The sequence below is a fragment of the Enterobacter sp. Acro-832 genome (assembly GCF_011752745.1).
Classification (GTDB): domain Bacteria; phylum Pseudomonadota; class Gammaproteobacteria; order Enterobacterales; family Enterobacteriaceae; genus Enterobacter; species Enterobacter quasiroggenkampii.
In genome coordinates this window covers 388,933-405,518 of sequence record NZ_VWWX01000001.1, presented here as the reverse complement: position 1 = coordinate 405,518, position 16,586 = coordinate 388,933, and the positions used below count along the sequence as shown (strand labels likewise).

Genomic DNA, 16,586 nt, shown 5'->3' with positions numbered 1-16,586 from the left:
TCGGCTTTTTTTTGCCTCCTGATTCTCAGCGTCTACCCTAAAAGGGACGACAGCAAATTCTGGAGGGAATGATGAGCATCCTTAACGCTCTGCTACTGCCACAATCGCGTCAGTCCGATCCTATCCCCAGCGATCCGGTACCCATGCCCGATCCTATCCCGCGTCCGCAGCCGATGCCGGACCCGCCGCCCGATGAAGAACCGATTAAATTGTCGCATCGAACCGCGAGATCTGCGAGGATACGCGCCATCTGACTGCAAAGATCACCACGAGAGACTACAGTGACCGCTTTTTCTACCCTGAATGTTCTGCCCGCCGCCCAACTCGATAACCTCAACGAGTTGGGATACCTCACGATGACGCCTGTTCAGGCGGCCGCCTTACCTGCCATTCTCGAGGGCCGTGACGTGCGCGTGCAGGCGAAAACGGGCAGTGGAAAAACGGCGGCATTCGGCCTTGGCCTGTTGCAGCATATCGATGCGGCGCTTTTTCAGACCCAGTCTCTGGTGCTGTGTCCGACCCGCGAACTGGCAGACCAGGTCGCGGGTGAACTGCGTCGCCTGGCGCGTTTCCTGCCCAATACCAAGATCTTAACCCTCTGCGGCGGGCAGCCGTTCGGCGCCCAGCGTGATTCACTCCAGCATGCCCCGCACATTATTGTCGCGACGCCTGGCCGTCTGCTCGATCATCTGCAGAAGGGCACCGTCTCGCTGGATGCGTTACAAACGCTGGTCATGGATGAGGCCGATCGCATGCTGGACATGGGTTTCAGCGATGCCATTGACGAGGTGATCCGTTTTGCACCGGCCGATCGCCAGACGCTGCTGTTCTCCGCAACATGGCCGGAAGCCATTGCTGCCATCAGCGGCCGCGTGCAGAAAAATCCCCTTACCATTGAAATTGACAGCGTAGATGCGCTGCCCGCGATCGAACAGCAGTTCTTTGAAACCTCGCAGCAGGGGAAGATACCGCTCCTGCAGAAATTGCTGAGCCAGCATCAGCCTGCCTCCTGCGTGGTGTTCTGTAATACCAAAAAAGACTGTCAGTCGGTTTGTGATGCCCTGAATGCCGCCGGGCAGAGCGCGCTGTCGCTGCATGGCGATCTGGAACAGCGCGATCGCGATCAGACGCTGGTCCGTTTCGCGAACGGCAGCGCCCGCGTGCTGGTTGCGACCGACGTAGCTGCGCGTGGTCTGGATATTAAATCGCTTGAGCTGGTGGTGAACTTTGAGCTGGCGTGGGATCCAGAAGTACACGTGCACCGTATTGGCCGTACCGCGCGCGCAGGAAACAGTGGTCTGGCGATCAGCTTCTGCGCACCTGAAGAGGCGCAGCGCGCCAATATTCTCTCTGAGATGCTGCAGATTAAGCTGAACTGGATGAATCCCCCAGCCAGCGTCAGCCTTGTGCCGCTGGAGGCCGAAATGGCGACCCTGTGCATTGATGGCGGTAAAAAAGCCAAGATGCGTCCTGGTGATGTTCTAGGTGCACTGACAGGGGATGTGGGTCTGGACGGGGCGGATATCGGTAAGATCGCTGTCCATCCGGCGCATGTCTACGTCGCGGTTCGCCAGGCGGTTGCCCATAAGGCATGGAAGCAGCTGCAAAACGGGAAAATTAAGGGTAAAACCTGCCGCGTACGCCTGCTGAAATAAAGCATGAAGCGTCTCAGAAGGTGTTTCTGAGACGCTAACCGCTTACTTCACTTCAAGCACGTTCAGACGCAACTCTTCAAACTGATTGTCATCGTCTTCCGGCTGCCAGCCTGCTGGCTGCATCGGGATCTCTTCCCGGTCAAACGCCAGATCGCCGCCATTCACCACGTCTGAGTCATGGTTGATGCCTTTAAAGTCGAACAGCTCCACATCCGCGAGATGGGAAGGGACGACGTTCTGCATGGCGCTGAACATGGTTTCGATACGACCAGGATAGCGCTTATCCCAGTCGCGCAGCATGTCGCCAATCACCTGACGCTGCAGGTTCGGCTGAGAGCCGCAGAGGTTACATGGAATGATCGGGAACCCTTTCGCCTGAGAGAAACGTTCAATGTCTTTTTCACGGCAGTAGGCAAGCGGGCGGATCACAATATGTTTACCGTCATCACTCATCAGCTTAGGTGGCATACCTTTCATCTTGCCGCCGTAGAACATATTGAGGAACAGCGTTTGCAGAATATCGTCGCGGTGATGGCCCAGGGCAATTTTGGTCGCGCCCAGCTCCGTCGCGGTACGATACAGAATGCCGCGGCGCAGACGAGAGCACAGAGAGCAGGTGGTTTTCCCTTCCGGGATCTTCTCTTTCACAATACCGTAGGTATTTTCTTCGACGATTTTGAACTCAACGCCCAGCTTCTCGAGGTATTCCGGCAGAATGTGTTCCGGGAAACCCGGCTGTTTCTGGTCAAGGTTGACCGCCACCAGAGAAAATTTCACCGGCGCACTTTGCTGAAGATTACGCAGGATCTCCAGCATGGTGTAGCTGTCTTTACCCCCTGACAGGCAAACCATAATGCGGTCGCCTTCTTCAATCATGTTGAAGTCTGCAATGGCTTCGCCCACGTTACGGCGCAGTCGCTTTTGCAGTTTGTTCAGGTTGTATTGCTCTTTCTTGTTAATCTCTTGATTTTCTTGCATTTATTACTACCTTCGGAGCCAGTAGGGGCATAATAGGGGCAAAAATTTTCAGCGTGCAAGCTTATCGTTAAGCATCAACACCTGTTCGCCATTCATTTCTTCAATCCACGCACCGTAGACTTCATAAACCATTTGCGCGTTTTCATGCCCCATCTGGCTGGCTATGAAAGACGGGTTAGCGCCGGCAGATAAAAGCCAGCAGGCAAAAGTATGCCGCGTATGGTACGGATTCCGGCGGCGAATACCAGCACGTTTTACAGCTGCGTTAAATCTGGAGCCGATACTCGATAAAGAGTAGTAGGCTTTCTGTTTGCCCTTGCGCATCCTGGGCATGAAAACAAATCGCAGGTTTTGATATTCCATCGCACCATACTCGCGGTGATGGAAAACAATCTCGGTTTTGGGCTGTAACGAAGTCAGCGTACGCTGTGCCTTCAAGGCCTCTAGTGCTGGCTCTAATAGCGTGATAACTCGATCACCTGCATCGGTTTTTGGTGGGACGAACATTCCTAGCGCATTAAGGTTGCGCTGTATATGAGCCGTACCTTTTTCCCAGTCGATATCTTCCCAGGCAAGAGCTGCAAGCTCTCCATGACGGACACCAGTATAAACTGCGAACGTCCACATATTGAGGCTTTGGCCACACTCGGATTCGGCAAGCGAACTAAACTCCTGCTTCGTTAAAGGATCCGGTTTTACTTTCCCTTTGTGTAGTTTCTTGAACCCTTCAAAAGGTTTGCCACTGATAAAGCCAGATTTGTGTGCAAACCGAAGAAGGGAGCACAGAAGCGATATATAGTTGTTCACGGTACGCACAGTGCGTCCCTGTTTGTTACTTCTCGGATTTGCCAGGTAAAGTGTCTCACCGTTCAACAGCTCCTTTCTGTATTTAAGAATGTCGCTGTGGCGTATAGTTGAAACAGGCGTATCTCCGTTAATGATGTGCATTAACGTACCGAGTTGTGAGCGAGTCTTACGCATCGTGTTCGCGCTAATTTCGGTTTCTTTAATGCTCGTCCATAGTTCACACAGTTCTGAAAAGGTTTGAACTGAAACAGTGGTTACGGTTTTTTTTGCTCTGGACGATGAAGGAAAGCGCTGGTGGTAATCAAACTCTCCAAGGTTGATCTCACTAACGATCACAGCCCGAAGATTCCCGGCTTTTTTGATGTTCGCCGGGGTGTTAATCCAACCTTTGAGAATTTCGCGGCATCGCTTTCCTCGGTACATAAACCAGATACAAATCTTATTGTTTCTGATTTCGACACCTGTAGGCAAAGCTGCCATCTTACGCATCCCTTATTAACTGATTAATTCTCGGATAGTTGTACCAGGTTGTGCCACGCAAGGTTTTTTCTCCGGAAGGAGAAACCCGTTTAAAATGGACACCTTCCACCCAACAGCCCTGGCGATACTTCTCAATCTGTCGTTCGGTCAGGCCTGTTTTTTCTGTGAGTCTTGCGCCAACAACCCATTCTTCGTTAAAAATTACCTGCGACATGGTTCACCTCAGGTAACCGGCATGAGTATAGATATGCCGGTCTGTAGTCGTTGATATTTCAGTTTCAGTTTGCCTGGCCGGGCAGGGAACGCAGTCGGCGCATACCGGTCATTGCTGTGGCCACGTAGCTTGCCTTGCAGTTGACCACTTCAACCCAGACCTTCACGCCTTCCACTCTCACCGTATAGGTCTCTTTCATCTTACTGCGCCCATAGTCACCATATCTTTGTTGGTGGGCGGCGAGTGCGATTTCACATGCCTGGCGAGCCAAAGGGGATTGCTTACTGCCTCGATTAATCAGTCGCATTTCTTCTCCTTGAGGGAGGATTTCCCCTCCCGATCTCGTTAGTGCATGTATTCCGGTTTCATATCCGCCAGGGTGATGCTGAACTGACCATGCAATTCGTCGCCCAGATGGCGTTTAGACGATGCAAGAACGCGCTCTACCTCTGCGAACCGCGCAGCTGCATCGGGTTCATCTGAAGGTGGCAAGGAATTGATGGCTGCTTCGACTTTGTTCCGTGCATCAACCAGGTAATAACGTTTCACAGCCTTGTTTTTCAGCTCAGTGAACAGGGCAGAACCCAGGGTTGCTTTCACGGTTTCAATATCTGCGCGAAGAGCTTTAGCGCTATCCACATCCTGAGCCGCCTCGATGCGGTCACGAAAATCATCAGCAAGAGCATCGATGTTTTGAGCTGATTCCTGAGCCGTTTGAGTGGTAGTTACGTTGTCACCTGAAATGTCTGCAAGGCTAACGTGCTGCGTCGGTGCCGGGTTGACCTCTCGTTCTTCTCGGCGATCATCCAGTTCATCAGGGGTGTAAACGCCCAGAATCACATCCGGGCAGAACAGTCTGGCCCAGCGTTTGACAGCCAGATATGCCAGCTGCTGGCGTGGGTCGTCAGCCCACAGGGTAGAGTTTCGGGTTCGGGCCTGAGCCAGCAGCAAATCGAGTTCCCTTGGCTGATCCTCACCTTTCAGGGTTGCGCGGATAATGATGCCGATCCCGGCTTCGTCAGCCAGGGTCCAGCCCGGGACGCGGTACTCGCCTTTGTCTCCTTTACGGATATGGAATTTTCCAACGACCTTTTCCCATGGCCCGTACCATTCATATTCAAAGCGGCTGGCCAGCACGCCGCTGCGTGAAATGACGGCATTAACGAGCTGAGCTTCATACCCGAGCACACCGTTAATCAGGTGCGTCTTCTGCGCCACGGCAAAGGGATTCATCTGCCACTGTGCCGCTTGCATCGCTACAGCCATGCAGTCGGCCTGGTTGCCCTGCAGGTGTTTAGGAACGGTAGCAGTGCCCTGCGCCATGATTTGCGCGAACGTGCTGATGGCGTTCAGATACTGGGAATCAAACAAAGCCACGTTGGAGTTAATAACGGTGTTCTGGTCAGTAACGGTAACGTTAGTGTTATGCATAAATCCCCCTTAAGCCTGAGCGCGCAGCGCTTCGAGGCGGCGCAGGTCGAAGTCGTTCAGTTCATCGGTGTAATCGGTAGTGATCGGCGCTGGCCATTCGCCCGTGTCGAATCCGGTTGCGATGGCGCGCATCGTTTTGCGGTACTCGAGCATGCCCAGTTCCAGCAGTTCGGTGGACGCCTCAATGATGGCGATCCAGTGGTAGTTCTCGTCTTTGTTGACGAAAATCCAGAAGAACTGGTCCAGCGCCGCGGTCTCGCAATACATAGCCGCACTGAGGTGGTAGTCCCGGTCAATGATTTCCCGGTGCAGTCTGGCGCGTAGGCTTTCTTGCTTTACGTTCCACATACTGATGGTTTTCAGGTCAGCGCCAATTCGCACGCCGTCCAGTTCAATCTCGAGATCCGGGCGTACACGCACTTCTAATCCGGTTTCGTCGTCGAAACCGAAATAGCTCACTTCAACGGCGCGGCTTGGATGTGTCAGCAGCATGCCCGCGGTCGGGTGCGCCAGTAGTGCGGACTGAATTGCTCGCGCGGTGGCCAACTGCTGGCGGGTAACCAAAATCTTTTCGCCAGGGTTGTCGCGCCAAGCATCCAGCAGTTCGTCGGCGAATATGGCATCGGCCTTAACCGACTTAACTGCTTGGATCATATCTGCTTTGCTGCCGGAGACTTTCAGCGGCGTCGGTTTCTGCGCTTCCTGTGCGACCAGATCAGGATTGATGATCGCTAATTGCTCGAGAAGCGCATCACGGCTGCCGCTGGTTTTAACCGGCATCTGCAGAGTGGCGTTGTATTCTTTGATGCACGCTTTCATTGCCGTTGCCGTTTGCTTCTGGCCTTCTTCAATACGCTGGTACTCAGCAGGGAGAGCCATATAGCTTTGAGCCGTTTCTTCCAGGCTCGCGCCAAGCGGCACTGGAGCGGGAAGGGCTGCGTTGTGCTCTTCAAGCAACGCTTTAATCTCGTCAGCGCTCAGCAGTGCCGGCAGGCTGGCGTTGTACCCGTCGATGAACTCACGCAGAGTAGCGGTGGTCGTAAACGCATCTTCAGGGATCTCTGGTTCCACGCTGAACTCTGCTTCGAGGTTTTCCGGCTGCAATGCAAGGGCGTGCACCAGGTTTCCCATGTCCAGCACTTTGGATGCTGTGCGCGGGATAGTTTTAGCCACATGGCGCGCGTTGAAGTACATCAGGCTGACGCGGGCATCTTTTACCTGGGTTGAGCTAATACCGTTTGCTGCGTGATAAACGTCATTCGGTAGGCCTTCGTAGCGGCCAGGCTCGAAATAAGCCGGGTATTTAATTACCGGTTCTGCTTGCTGTTCTTCCAACGCTACGGAATCTGTCTGCGAATTACCTGCATCAGTGCTTTCGCCCGGTGGTACCGAACCAACATCTTCGTCTTTCTCTGGCTTAGCCGCTTCCATCTGCACATCGCTGGTGGTCTCCGCTGTGTTTTCCGTTTTTTCGATTTCATTTGAGGTGGTATTGATGCGCGGATCGTTATTTCCACCAATCAGGCCATTGATGGAGAACACGCCACTGCCGAGATTTTCAACCTGTGGTTGTTCAACTGGGGCTTCAGTCTCAACTGCAGGAGTAGGCAACGGCAGTAGTTCCACAGCAGAGTTAAATTCAGCCGTCATGGTTTTACTAACAAACTCAAGATGAGCCGCTGGCGTGTGGTGGATGTTCTCTGGTGCGATACGGATCAGATTGAAGATTGCCGCACGGTTCACCGCCAGTATGCCGGGCTGATTACGCAGGATGGCGCTCCATGATTTCCATGGTTCTTCTTTCTTCGCCACGATTTCTTTAGCACGTCGTAACACGCTCGAAGGAATTTCGAAGTGGTGGAAGTCCATAGGCAGTAGGGCGCATGCGATCTCAAGATCGAGGGTATCCAGAGTGTGATGCGCGCCTTCGCCGCGATCCGTTACATAGCCACCGTCTGCATTGGTCCCAGAATCAGTGCGCTGAACATTACTGATGCGATTACCGGCAGCCCATTCGCGAACGAGAATGCCGCGATCGATATAATCAGTCGCCGCCCAGATTCTGCTGAAACGGAGAACCAAGGCGAGTTCGTGACGCTTCTCCTGGCTGAACACCTTGCGAATGGCGTCGGTGTAGCGCCACAGGTCTTTGGTATCGTAACCCTTAACCTCTTCGCAGTTTTCTGCCGCCAGCAGCAGGTTCTGGACATAGCCGTTGTCAGTGTCCATCTCAAGCGCGCAGAGACCTTCGTATTCTTCGCGGGTTAAGTGGTGACGCAGTTCGTCGGCGGTGAACTGGGCGAGTAGCTGCTTGCGGAACGGCATACGAACGACTGGATAACGTGTGGTTTCGTCATCATTATCGTCAATCTGAATACCGTTTTCAGGTTCTGGATCCTGACCGGTTGTAACACTGATCTCGCTGGCGATTTCTGATTTAAGAAGAGTAAGCTTTCCGCTTCTCCACTGTTCAACTAACTGATTGCGGTCGCCGGCATCTGCTCTCGCCCAGTCAGCCATAAATGCAGCGATAATTTCAGTTTCGTGCGCTTCATCTGGCGCGAATACCTGCTTAATCGCCTGAACCAGTTTCCACTCAGCGTTCAGGCTGAGTTCGGCAACTTCAGGGATGTCGTTTTTCGCCAGCAGCAGGTTCTGGAGATAGGTGTTACCTTCATCCAGTGACATTTCGCTGGCAGCCAGCTGCTGCTCTTTAGTGATATGTGACTGGTATTTGTTGCTGGTCAGGTGGACGGCATAACGAACCGCTGGAGTGCGGTTTTCAACCGGAACACTCTCGACGGTAGTTTCGACTTTAACGATCGGTTCCGGTGCGGCTGTGTTGTCTACGGCTCCAGTAGACTCAGCACCAGCCTTTGGTAGCCACGTGCGTCCATCGTCTTGGAGTTCGTAGCGTTTGCACCAGGTGTAATCCACTGTGCTTTCTTCAGGTAGATCGTTGTAAACAGGGAAATCAGTGCGAACCGGCTTGGTGTAATCCTTACCGCGGCCGGTTTCAATACCGGCATCTTCCAGCTCAACATCGAGCTGCAGGTTTGCACGGGCTTCTGATTTCGCAGTGAACCAAATCACTGCGTCTTCTTTGCCTGATTTCTGCGTAGCCTTAACTACATAGAAAAATTCCATGTGAGATCCTTTTTTTTGGATGTAAGATCCCCGGGCCAGAGATAGCGCCCATTGGGTGAACTTTGGTTTTTTAAGTAGTTTTCCGGTGTAACTTTGGTCGGGAGCACCGGACGTACGGGCCGCCTTGCGCGGCTTTTACGTTATGCCTCGTGGGCCATCTGGTCGTACGAAGCACAACGTTCAGAACAGTATTCTTTTTCTTTGCGCGCCAGCTGTGCGCCGTTGCGATAGAGAAGGGTACTTTTGACTAATCCCTCCGGTTTAACCGGCTTGCCGCAGTACCCGCATTTTGTTGAGTTACACATCTGGATTCCCCTTTTGCGCCAGCAGGTAGCACAGGCGGCGAAGAATCACCTCGAAGAGGTTCAGTTTCACCGCCTGTTGCCGTCCTGGCTTGCGTGCGAAATCAATCATTCTCACCCTCGTTTGCCTTATCGCCGGCCAGCGGAACATTTACACCTGATGCGCGTTAATCTCTCCACCTCATCCGACTGTTCGTATGCCGTCGGCGGCTACTTCGTGGGCGTCCTGCCTTGGTGGTTCGTAGTGCGTCTTGATGAGTTTGATTAAACACAATGTTTAATCCGGTGTCAACTAAATGTGTAAATTTTAATAAACAAAATGTTTAACCCTAGGTGGCTAGAAGGAGAAATTGTGAGTTGCAGGCAAAAAAAATCCCGACGCTAAGGTCGGGATTGAAGAGATTGGGTCGGGCTGACGGGGAAGATTATTAAAACGGTTTGGTGGCGAGGAAAGATATCAGGCAGCTTTAAGCGCTATACGTTCAGCTGCCTGCTTTGCGTTATGAACAGATATAAAATTAATACCTTCTTTAGACGCCAGTTCAGTCATCTCATCTTGATGGCTTCGCATTTTATCAACAGTTTTTTGGGGGATGGTTGGATCGTCAAAGGACGGAATCCCAACAATAATATCGACAGTTTCAGGTTTAAGCACCATACTCGATTTTTTTAATGATTCAAGATCGTAAACTTTGGCCTTAATAGTATTTATTGATGCAGAAAGGCGAGAAGGGACAATTAAACCAAAGTTTGATGCATATTTATCGTTGTAAAAACCAAATTTAGTATATACGTTAACGCCAGAAAGTCTAACTCGAGTTCCAAAAAAACCATTTAAAGAAGGACATAATATACTTGATTCATCAAATATTCTTGTGGCCCATTGCTCAGTTTGCTTTTGACCAGATTGCTCATCTTCTTCACTCCGTTCGGCTTCAAGACTCAGCGTCCCGAGGCTAGAGGTAAGTCGAATTGCTTGGCGGAAAATACCCGGCAAATTGTCATCAAGTGCTCTGGCTGATTTAATTACTTCAAAACCTGATACAGGTGAGATCCAAGAATCTAGATCGGAATCATTAGCAATATGCATCAAAATAGATTGTTTGACCCAAGATAGCATATCTTTGATGCTGTCTGATTTCATTCCATATAGTGAGTCAAGCACATCATCTCGAATTGATTGAATGACATCGTGCCTTCCATCATCGCCCCTTGCTACAACGATCGCGTTGATTCTTTCACCTGAACCAACTATAGGTTCAAATGATACTGCCCACCATTTCCCATGATACATGGGTTTGCTAGGGAAAATACTGAGATCAAGCGCCATTGAAAATGTCCATTTGAGCGATGCCTAATCTACATCTTATCAGAGAATTAATGGCAGACAACCTGTTGGTCAAAAAGTCTAGAACATAAGTGATCTCATCTTCTGCAAGGTATTTTTCCGAGTGCGTTTGACGCATGATTTCGTCTAGTTTTAACAAATTATAAGTCGGAGTAATATCTTGAAGAGTTGTTTTCATAGTTCTGAATTTTTCAATTTCTGACTGAATTGAAAATAATGCTCTGATAATATTATTGTCAGATGCTGGCGAGAGAGGGTTCATGCCATTAGGAATGGCTAGACCGTGATCGATAAATAGAAAACTGTCACCACCATCATATAGTATATTACCGATATTACGGTCGTGATTTGCGATCCATTCATCGAAAACACCAACATCTAAAGTTGATTTGAATTTTTGTAACCGGATTAAAGCCTGTTCGCAGTTAGCATATCTGCGAAAGCTTGGAAAATCCGCATCCTCCGAACCAAACATTAACGCATGCTGACCCTCTGGAATGATAGGAAGAGAATTTCTATCAGCTAGAATTAAGTAGGGCTTGGGAATGGGAATACCTAATTGGCGCCCTAAAATAGCGCAGAACGCTTCGACGCATATTTCTCTTGCATCGATGAGCTTGGCATAGACAACTACTGTCTCTGTAGCAGTTTTGACATGCCCCTTCCAAGTCTGATTGATGTTGCAATCTGAGAATGGTTCAGCACCGGGTAGCAGCACTCCAGTTTCAATGTTTTCCATTTCAAGTCCGTGTAAAATTATTGCGAAAAAGTTTGGTTACATGTAAACGCCAAGTTGTTTGGAGCTTGCCACTATGCTAGCCATGGTTTCTTTACTTGCACTTTTTCATTTTGGACCGAGCAGGACACCAATTACTCCTGATTTCGAATCCGGCCCTTCATGTACTTCTCATACAACTCATCCAACTCTTTCAGGCGAATCGCGAAGATGCGAAGCATGTTCTTTTGCTCTTCTTCCGGCAGCTGGCGGTAGAGCTCCAGCAGGCGCTGTTCGTCCGGCTTAAGTCCGTCTTTTTCTCCAACTTCCTGGCCAAGGATCCACTCAAGGCTAACCCCGAGCGCATCCGCCAGCTTTATCGCTGAGCTTTTCCCAATGGTCCCACGAACGAACCAGTTATTGACCGACTGAGCACTGACGCCACAAATGCGGGCCAAATCCGATTTGGTCAAATTTTTAAGTTCAAGGACCTCGTTAAGCCTCTGAACTTGGGGGTGGTTAATCTTATGAGTTTTTTCTTTCATGGATGAATTCTAAACCAAAAGTTTATTAGCTCAATATTCAAAATGTTGACTTATTGATAAACATTTTGTTTAATTTGACGTGACCATTGGAGCTAACTATGAAAGCTATTGACAAAGCCATTACCAAAGCAGGAACAGCTACCCGCTTAGCTGAATTATTAACCGTAAGTGCGATGACCGTCAGTCATTGGCGGAATCGTTATCGAGGTGTGGTGCCTGCAGATCGCGTCCTGCAAATTTATGCAGTCACTGGCGTCACTCCCCACGAACTGCGCCCAGATCTCTACCCAAACCCAACTGACGGTTTACCTAAACAGGAGCCTTAACCATGCAAACTGTTTCATTTCAACAGAGTAGCAGAGCTTCCTCTAATTCACTGATATTCCAGTGTCATCAAAGCGAACCGGCAGCGCAGGGTATTGATCATCGAGATATTTGTTCTGCGGTCCGAGCGTGGGCGGCAGCAGAAGGGCGCGTAGCTGTAGCACTTCAAATCCAAGAAGCGGCGGAAGAACTTCAACTTGTTGGAGTGGATTTCTCAGGCCAGGCCGATGTCTGGAACGTGAAGCTGTTCCGCTGGCTCGACAACAAAGAAGACTCAGCATTTTACCGAAAGAACGTCGAACTCCTGGTGCCCGCGATCATGTCCGTATTACCGATTCGGTACCGCGACCGTGTCGTAAAGAACGACTCATTTGCCTACCGTATGGCCAGGTTGGAAAAAGAGGTGAGTGAGGCGAAGCAAGCTCTGATGCTCGATGCACCGAAGAAGGAAAAGCTAAAGGAGTTAGGCGAGGGGATTTTTGAGATGTTCCGTGTCGATCCGGACCTTACTGCGCCGCTGCTGGCGATGGTGACAACCATGCTGGGGGCAATGTGAAGACTTCAGATAAGGCGAAAGCCGCGGTGCTCGAACACCAACGGCTTTCAGGTGCAAAAACGGAGTGTAATTGCGGAGCTAAGTATGTCAAACACAGCTGAAATTATCAATTTCCCCCACCGAACCGAACAAACGGGAGGTCGTATGGCCGACCTGTCGAACGGGTATACCAAGGTCGCTAACGAGATCCAACAGCTCAAACCGCGCCTGAGATTGTCAGGCCGGGAATGGCAGTGTTTTGAGGCGGTGATCTGGCTTACCTACGGCTGGAACAAGAAGCAGGACCGCGTGACGAACACGGTTATTGCTGAGCTTACAGGGCTGAGTGATTCCCACGTTTCTGATGCGCTCAAGTCACTCGCAGAACGCAAAATTATCTTCAGTCAAAAGCAGGGCGTGATGAAAACGGTCGGTATAAATACTGACCTTTCAGCCTGGATTTTAGACAAACCGAAAACGGGAAAAGTCTTCCCGAAATCGGGAAAAGTGTTACCGAAAACGGGAAAAACCTTCCCGGAAACGGTAGACACCCAAGACTATAACAAGAACAATATTAAAATATCCTCGTCTCGGAATTCTGACGAATCCCGAAACCAGAAAACTCAAAAGTTTCTCGCACGCCATCCAGAAGCAGCCGCCGGGATTTACACCCCAGCAGGTAAATCATGGGGATCCGCTGACGACCTCAAGGCCGCACGCTGGATTTACGACAGGCTTCTCACCGTCAACGCATCGCTATCTGAACCAAACTGGGCTGAATGGGCAAACACCATCAGGCTTATGCGTGTCCAGGACAAGCGTACTCACTACGAAATCTGTGACTTGTTCCAGTGGGCCAACCGGGATGAGTTCTGGAAAGACAACATCCTGAGTCCCTCAAGTCTTCGCAAACAGTGGGATCAGCTCACCACCAAACGGCTGCGCGCAACCGGAACGGCAAAGCCATCCCGTGGCGGCATCGACCTGCATAACACCGACTGGATTGATGGGGTGCTGGAATGAAAAACCTCGCAGAGAGCATTCGCAATTTTGACCGGGAACAGGCTCGCCGCGTGGCGCACAACTTGCCTGAGCAGTACACCGAGTACGAGCAAACGCAGCAGGTGGCGCAGATTATCAACGGGCTATTCGTACAGCTGGCTGCCGCGTTCCCGGCAAGTCTGGTTAACCGAAGCCAGGACGACGTTGACGAAATCCGCCGCCAGTGGGTGCTGGCCTTTAAAGAAAACGGGATTACCACTCTGGAGCAGGTTGAAGCGGGCATGCGCATGGTACGGCGCCAGGAGCGTCCATTCCTGCCGTCGCCTGGCCAGTTCATCAAGTGGTGCAGGGAAGGGCGCAGCGTGCTGGGGATCACTTCCGCTGACGTGATGGCTGAATACTGGAAATGGCGCAAGCTGGTGTTCCGGTACCCGAGCAGCGAGCAGTATCCCTGGCCAAAGCCGGTTTATTACCACATCTGCCTCGAGCTGCGTCGCCGCGGAACCGATGGCCAGTTGTGTCAGAAAGAGCTCGAGCGCGAGGCCAGCGACATTCTGGATATGTGGGAAAAACGGGTGCTGGCCGGGAAGCCGATTCCGCCTGTTCGTCGTGCTTTGGCAGTTCCAGTGGCTCCGAAGGGCCCAACGCCTGCGGAACTGCTTAAAGCGAAGTATGAAAAGATGAAAGCTAATTTTAGGGTGTAGTTTTCTAAGGTTCGTCAAGAGCGATAAGCGGATCTTAATGAGGGAATTTGAGTTGTAAGCATCGACATGTATGCCCAAAATCATGCTTGTTGATTTTGGGCTTTAGATACTTTTCACATCAACAAAGCCCGCTTCCAGGCGGCAGATAAAACTGCCTCAGGAGCTTAATTTATGCTGCTTTTTTGCCAGCAATTCGTTAACAATACCTAAGAAGGCAAGCCCGACGGGAACAAGGGATCCCCACAGGACTGCGTTCCAGCCGTAGAGACTGAGCAGAGCACCTGAAGAAAATGACCCAACAATCATCACCCCGAACACCACAAAATCGTTCAGGGACTGGACCTGGGTTTTCTCTTCGGGACGGTGATATTCGATGATCTTCGCCGATGCGCCGGTGAAGCCAAAATTCCAGCCCAGACCCAACAAAATCAGCGACAGCCAGTAGTGAAAAATATCAGTTCCACCGAGTCCGGCCAGCACAGAGCATGCCGTGACAAGCAGACCCGCTGCGGCGATACGCATGGCCCCAAAACGGTTAATTAATTTGCCGGTGAAAAAGCCCGGACCGTACATGGCAATAACATGCCACTGGATACCAAGATTGGACGCCTGCTGAGAAATGCCGTGCATGTGCATCGAGAGGGGGGCTGCCGTCATCAGGAAATTCATCACCATATAGGTGACCGCACCGCTGAATACGGTTCTGGCAAACCCTGGCTGTCGGACAATCTCGCGCAAAGGTCGTCCACCCGTTTTTACTGCGCCAGCAGGTTCTGTGGTTTTCACGCCTTTGAGTATGAATGCCGAAATGACGGCCACGAGCGCCTGGGCGATGAACGTGACGGCGAAGGTATGAGGCGGCCAGAGGTGCATTGTTCCGGAAACCAGCATGGGGCCAACCACGCCAGCTATCACTCCGCCCCCCATCACTAGGGACAGGGCCCGGGCCCGGCGTTCGGGCGTGACGCCGTCCGTTGCGGCAAAACGAAAGCTGAGCGCGACTGCCGCATAGGCACCGCCCATAAATGCAGCAATGCAGAACAGTAGGAAGGAGCCGATGAAGACGGCCAGAGCAGCCGTCAGGCCGGTGATGACGCCTGCCCCGGTGCCAACCATAAAGGCGGCTTTCCGGCCTTCTTTTCGCGCCAGTGAACCTAACGGCAGAATGCAGGCTGCCATCCCCAGAACAAACATGGTGATGGGCAGCGTGGCCAGCGAACTGCTGGGCGCCAGTGCGTTACCGACAATTGCCCCTGTGGCATAAAAGACGACGGAGTTAGCACCGGCGAGAGCCTGTGCGGCCGACAGACGTATAATATTATTTTTCTGAACTGCAACGGGCAGGAAATGTTCTGCGGACATGTGATTAATTATCCTGATTCATGGTGAGCACTATCCGGTATCGCGCCAGACCCTGCTTCAGTCTGCTGAGCGCCTCATTTGCCCTTTCAAAGGGCAGCAACTCTGTGACAGGCAACGTCTGAAAGAGGTGGCTGAACTGCAGCGCGCGCTCGGTTTGCGCCGGTGTGCTGACGAAGGATCCTGTCAGGGTACGTTCAGCGCCGATCATCATACCCGGCGTGACCTGCACCGGCGTTTGTCCGGTACCCAGCAGGATCGCTTTTCCCCGGGGGGCCAGGGCGGACAGAAGGGCTGAAACCGTTTCTGAAGCCGGAGCCGTTGCCACAATGAAATCCACACCGCCGTCCTTTTTCAGACGTTCTGATGCGTTTTCCTTAAGTGTATCGATGTAGCGATGCGCACCCAGCTCAATGGCCGCGCGTTCTTTTTCGCTACCGCGCGCCACCACAGTAACGTCAAACCCCATTTTACGGGCGTACTGAACGGCCATATGGCCAAGGCCACCCATTCCGAGAACCGCCACTCTGTCGCCCGCCCTGGCGCCAGAATTACGCAGCGCGTTGAAGGTTGCGGTACCGGCGCAGAGGATCGGCGCGGCATGTACGGAAGAGAGTGCTGCGGGGATGGCTATCAGCGCGGTGTGCCGCATGATGACGTACTCTGCGTAGCCGCCATCACAGCTGAGTCCTGGCGTAAGCTGGTTTTCACAGAGATGAAAAAGCCCGCTGCGGCAGGGTTTGCAGTGCTGACAGTATCCCCCCAGGCGCCCGACGCCCACCCGCTGACCGGTTTGCCAGATATCGGGTACCCTGTTCCCCTTCCGGGCAATAAACCCGACAATTTCATGTCCCGGTATACGGCCGGGCTGGCCCGCCTGCGGCGCTTTTTCCACGTCACGGAGATCGGCACCGCATACGCCGCATGCTTCAATTCTGATGAGCACGTCGTCCGGGCCGGGAGCGGGTACCGGCCGCTCTGTCATTTCCAGCACCCCGGGAGCAACGATCTGCATAGCGCGATATTTTTTATTCATAAAT

General features: G+C 51.9%; 18 protein-coding genes and 1 pseudogene. 6 read left to right on the top strand and 13 right to left on the bottom strand.

The window, feature by feature from the left end; translation table 11 throughout:
- Nucleotides 1–89 precede the first annotated feature (89 nt).
- Together F3J31_RS23345 and dbpA are read left to right on the top strand one after the other, a co-directional pair.
- Nucleotides 90–254 carry a hypothetical protein gene (locus tag F3J31_RS23345; RefSeq protein ID WP_304665500.1) on the top strand — a complete coding sequence of 55 codons (165 nt, stop codon included), beginning with the start codon at nt 90–92 and terminating at the stop codon, nt 252–254.
- 27 nt (nt 255–281) lie between these two features.
- Nucleotides 282–1,655: an ATP-dependent RNA helicase DbpA gene (gene dbpA / locus F3J31_RS01900; RefSeq protein ID WP_167211052.1), complete on the top strand. Its 1,374-nt coding sequence runs from the start codon at nt 282–284 to the stop codon at nt 1,653–1,655.
- A 42-nt stretch (nt 1,656–1,697) separates the two neighbouring features.
- Here the strand turns inward: dbpA and ttcA are convergent, their stop codons facing one another.
- The 11 genes and pseudogenes from ttcA to F3J31_RS01850 form a co-directional block, all read right to left on the bottom strand.
- Nucleotides 1,698–2,633, bottom strand: a complete 936-nt coding sequence (gene ttcA, locus F3J31_RS01895) for a tRNA 2-thiocytidine(32) synthetase TtcA (RefSeq protein WP_167211049.1) — start codon at nt 2,631–2,633, stop codon at nt 1,698–1,700.
- A 48-nt stretch (nt 2,634–2,681) separates the two neighbouring features.
- Nucleotides 2,682–3,920 carry a site-specific integrase gene (locus F3J31_RS01890; protein ID WP_167211046.1) on the bottom strand — a complete coding sequence of 413 codons (1,239 nt, stop codon included), beginning with the start codon at nt 3,918–3,920 and terminating at the stop codon, nt 2,682–2,684.
- A 1-nt stretch (nt 3,921) separates the two neighbouring features.
- Nucleotides 3,922–4,134: an excisionase family protein gene (xisR, locus tag F3J31_RS01885; protein ID WP_014884030.1), complete on the bottom strand. Its 213-nt coding sequence runs from the start codon at nt 4,132–4,134 to the stop codon at nt 3,922–3,924.
- Nucleotides 4,135–4,198: 64 nt separating this feature from the next.
- Nucleotides 4,199–4,441 carry a DUF4060 family protein gene (locus F3J31_RS01880; protein ID WP_020882485.1) on the bottom strand — a complete coding sequence of 81 codons (243 nt, stop codon included), beginning with the start codon at nt 4,439–4,441 and terminating at the stop codon, nt 4,199–4,201.
- A 38-nt stretch (nt 4,442–4,479) separates the two neighbouring features.
- On the bottom strand, nt 4,480–5,565 hold the full coding sequence (locus F3J31_RS01875; RefSeq protein WP_167211043.1) for a RecT family recombinase: 1,086 nt from the start codon (nt 5,563–5,565) through the stop codon (nt 4,480–4,482).
- Nucleotides 5,566–5,574: 9 nt separating this feature from the next.
- Nucleotides 5,575–8,712 (bottom strand): RecE family exodeoxyribonuclease, encoded by a 3,138-nt coding sequence (locus F3J31_RS01870; protein WP_167211040.1) that lies wholly within the window; start codon nt 8,710–8,712, stop codon nt 5,575–5,577.
- Nucleotides 8,713–8,852: 140 nt separating this feature from the next.
- Entirely contained in the window at nt 8,853–9,017 is a 165-nt protein-coding gene (locus F3J31_RS01865; protein ID WP_167211037.1) for a YdaE family protein, read from the bottom strand.
- Nucleotides 9,010–9,176 (bottom strand): annotated as a pseudogene (locus F3J31_RS23340) (hypothetical protein); the annotation flags it as partial. The pseudogene F3J31_RS23340 and the gene F3J31_RS01865, both read right to left, overlap by 8 nt.
- A gap of 295 nt (nt 9,177–9,471) precedes the next feature.
- Nucleotides 9,472–10,344, bottom strand: coding sequence for a hypothetical protein (locus F3J31_RS01860; RefSeq protein WP_058686873.1), 873 nt, complete (start codon nt 10,342–10,344; stop codon nt 9,472–9,474).
- Complete coding sequence (locus tag F3J31_RS01855) at nt 10,334–11,101, bottom strand: HipA family kinase (RefSeq protein WP_167211035.1); 768 nt, start codon at nt 11,099–11,101, stop codon at nt 10,334–10,336. Before F3J31_RS01855 ends, F3J31_RS01860 begins: the two co-directional genes overlap by 11 nt.
- A 131-nt stretch (nt 11,102–11,232) precedes the next feature.
- Entirely contained in the window at nt 11,233–11,622 is a 390-nt protein-coding gene (locus F3J31_RS01850) for a helix-turn-helix domain-containing protein (RefSeq protein WP_058686871.1), read from the bottom strand.
- A gap of 98 nt (nt 11,623–11,720) precedes the next feature.
- On the opposite strand from F3J31_RS01850, the gene F3J31_RS01845 reads away from it, so the two are divergent.
- The 4 genes from F3J31_RS01845 to F3J31_RS01830 all read left to right on the top strand — a co-directional run bounded on the left by F3J31_RS01845 (nt 11,721) and on the right by F3J31_RS01830 (nt 14,187).
- Nucleotides 11,721–11,948 carry a YdaS family helix-turn-helix protein gene (locus tag F3J31_RS01845; RefSeq protein WP_072210252.1) on the top strand — a complete coding sequence of 76 codons (228 nt, stop codon included), beginning with the start codon at nt 11,721–11,723 and terminating at the stop codon, nt 11,946–11,948.
- 2 nt (nt 11,949–11,950) lie between these two features.
- Entirely contained in the window at nt 11,951–12,502 is a 552-nt protein-coding gene (locus F3J31_RS01840) for a toxin YdaT family protein (protein ID WP_167211032.1), read from the top strand.
- An 84-nt stretch (nt 12,503–12,586) separates the two neighbouring features.
- Nucleotides 12,587–13,504, top strand: coding sequence for a replication protein (locus F3J31_RS01835; protein ID WP_167211029.1), 918 nt, complete (start codon nt 12,587–12,589; stop codon nt 13,502–13,504).
- Nucleotides 13,501–14,187 carry a replication protein P gene (locus tag F3J31_RS01830; protein WP_167211026.1) on the top strand — a complete coding sequence of 229 codons (687 nt, stop codon included), beginning with the start codon at nt 13,501–13,503 and terminating at the stop codon, nt 14,185–14,187. Before F3J31_RS01835 ends, F3J31_RS01830 begins: the two co-directional genes overlap by 4 nt.
- A gap of 156 nt (nt 14,188–14,343) precedes the next feature.
- On the opposite strand, the gene F3J31_RS01825 is transcribed toward F3J31_RS01830, so the two are convergent.
- Complete coding sequence (locus tag F3J31_RS01825; RefSeq protein WP_167211023.1) at nt 14,344–15,549, bottom strand: MFS transporter; 1,206 nt, start codon at nt 15,547–15,549, stop codon at nt 14,344–14,346.
- Between the two features lie 4 nt (nt 15,550–15,553).
- Nucleotides 15,554–16,582, bottom strand: coding sequence for an alcohol dehydrogenase catalytic domain-containing protein (locus F3J31_RS01820; protein WP_167211020.1), 1,029 nt, complete (start codon nt 16,580–16,582; stop codon nt 15,554–15,556).
- Nucleotides 16,583–16,586: the final 4 nt, after the last annotated feature.

What these genes read in the sequence shown, in the direction of transcription:
- F3J31_RS01845 (WP_072210252.1), top strand. Translation starts at nt 11,721, where the DNA reads ATGAAAGCTATTGACAAAGCCATTACCAAAGCAGGAACAGCTACCCGC.
- F3J31_RS01855 (WP_167211035.1), bottom strand. Translation starts at nt 11,101, where the DNA reads ATGGAAAACATTGAAACTGGAGTGCTGCTACCCGGTGCTGAACCATTC.
- F3J31_RS01830 (WP_167211026.1), top strand. Translation starts at nt 13,501, where the DNA reads ATGAAAAACCTCGCAGAGAGCATTCGCAATTTTGACCGGGAACAGGCT.
- F3J31_RS01890 (WP_167211046.1), bottom strand. Translation starts at nt 3,920, where the DNA reads ATGGCAGCTTTGCCTACAGGTGTCGAAATCAGAAACAATAAGATTTGT.
- F3J31_RS01860 (WP_058686873.1), bottom strand. Translation starts at nt 10,344, where the DNA reads ATGGCGCTTGATCTCAGTATTTTCCCTAGCAAACCCATGTATCATGGG.
- F3J31_RS01880 (WP_020882485.1), bottom strand. Translation starts at nt 4,441, where the DNA reads ATGCGACTGATTAATCGAGGCAGTAAGCAATCCCCTTTGGCTCGCCAG.
- F3J31_RS01820 (WP_167211020.1), bottom strand. Translation starts at nt 16,582, where the DNA reads ATGAATAAAAAATATCGCGCTATGCAGATCGTTGCTCCCGGGGTGCTG.
- F3J31_RS01825 (WP_167211023.1), bottom strand. Translation starts at nt 15,549, where the DNA reads ATGTCCGCAGAACATTTCCTGCCCGTTGCAGTTCAGAAAAATAATATT.
- F3J31_RS01870 (WP_167211040.1), bottom strand. Translation starts at nt 8,712, where the DNA reads ATGGAATTTTTCTATGTAGTTAAGGCTACGCAGAAATCAGGCAAAGAA.
- F3J31_RS01865 (WP_167211037.1), bottom strand. Translation starts at nt 9,017, where the DNA reads ATGTGTAACTCAACAAAATGCGGGTACTGCGGCAAGCCGGTTAAACCG.
- F3J31_RS01835 (WP_167211029.1), top strand. Translation starts at nt 12,587, where the DNA reads ATGTCAAACACAGCTGAAATTATCAATTTCCCCCACCGAACCGAACAA.
- F3J31_RS01850 (WP_058686871.1), bottom strand. Translation starts at nt 11,622, where the DNA reads ATGAAAGAAAAAACTCATAAGATTAACCACCCCCAAGTTCAGAGGCTT.
- ttcA (WP_167211049.1), bottom strand. Translation starts at nt 2,633, where the DNA reads ATGCAAGAAAATCAAGAGATTAACAAGAAAGAGCAATACAACCTGAAC.
- F3J31_RS01840 (WP_167211032.1), top strand. Translation starts at nt 11,951, where the DNA reads ATGCAAACTGTTTCATTTCAACAGAGTAGCAGAGCTTCCTCTAATTCA.
- F3J31_RS01875 (WP_167211043.1), bottom strand. Translation starts at nt 5,565, where the DNA reads ATGCATAACACTAACGTTACCGTTACTGACCAGAACACCGTTATTAAC.
- xisR (WP_014884030.1), bottom strand. Translation starts at nt 4,134, where the DNA reads ATGTCGCAGGTAATTTTTAACGAAGAATGGGTTGTTGGCGCAAGACTC.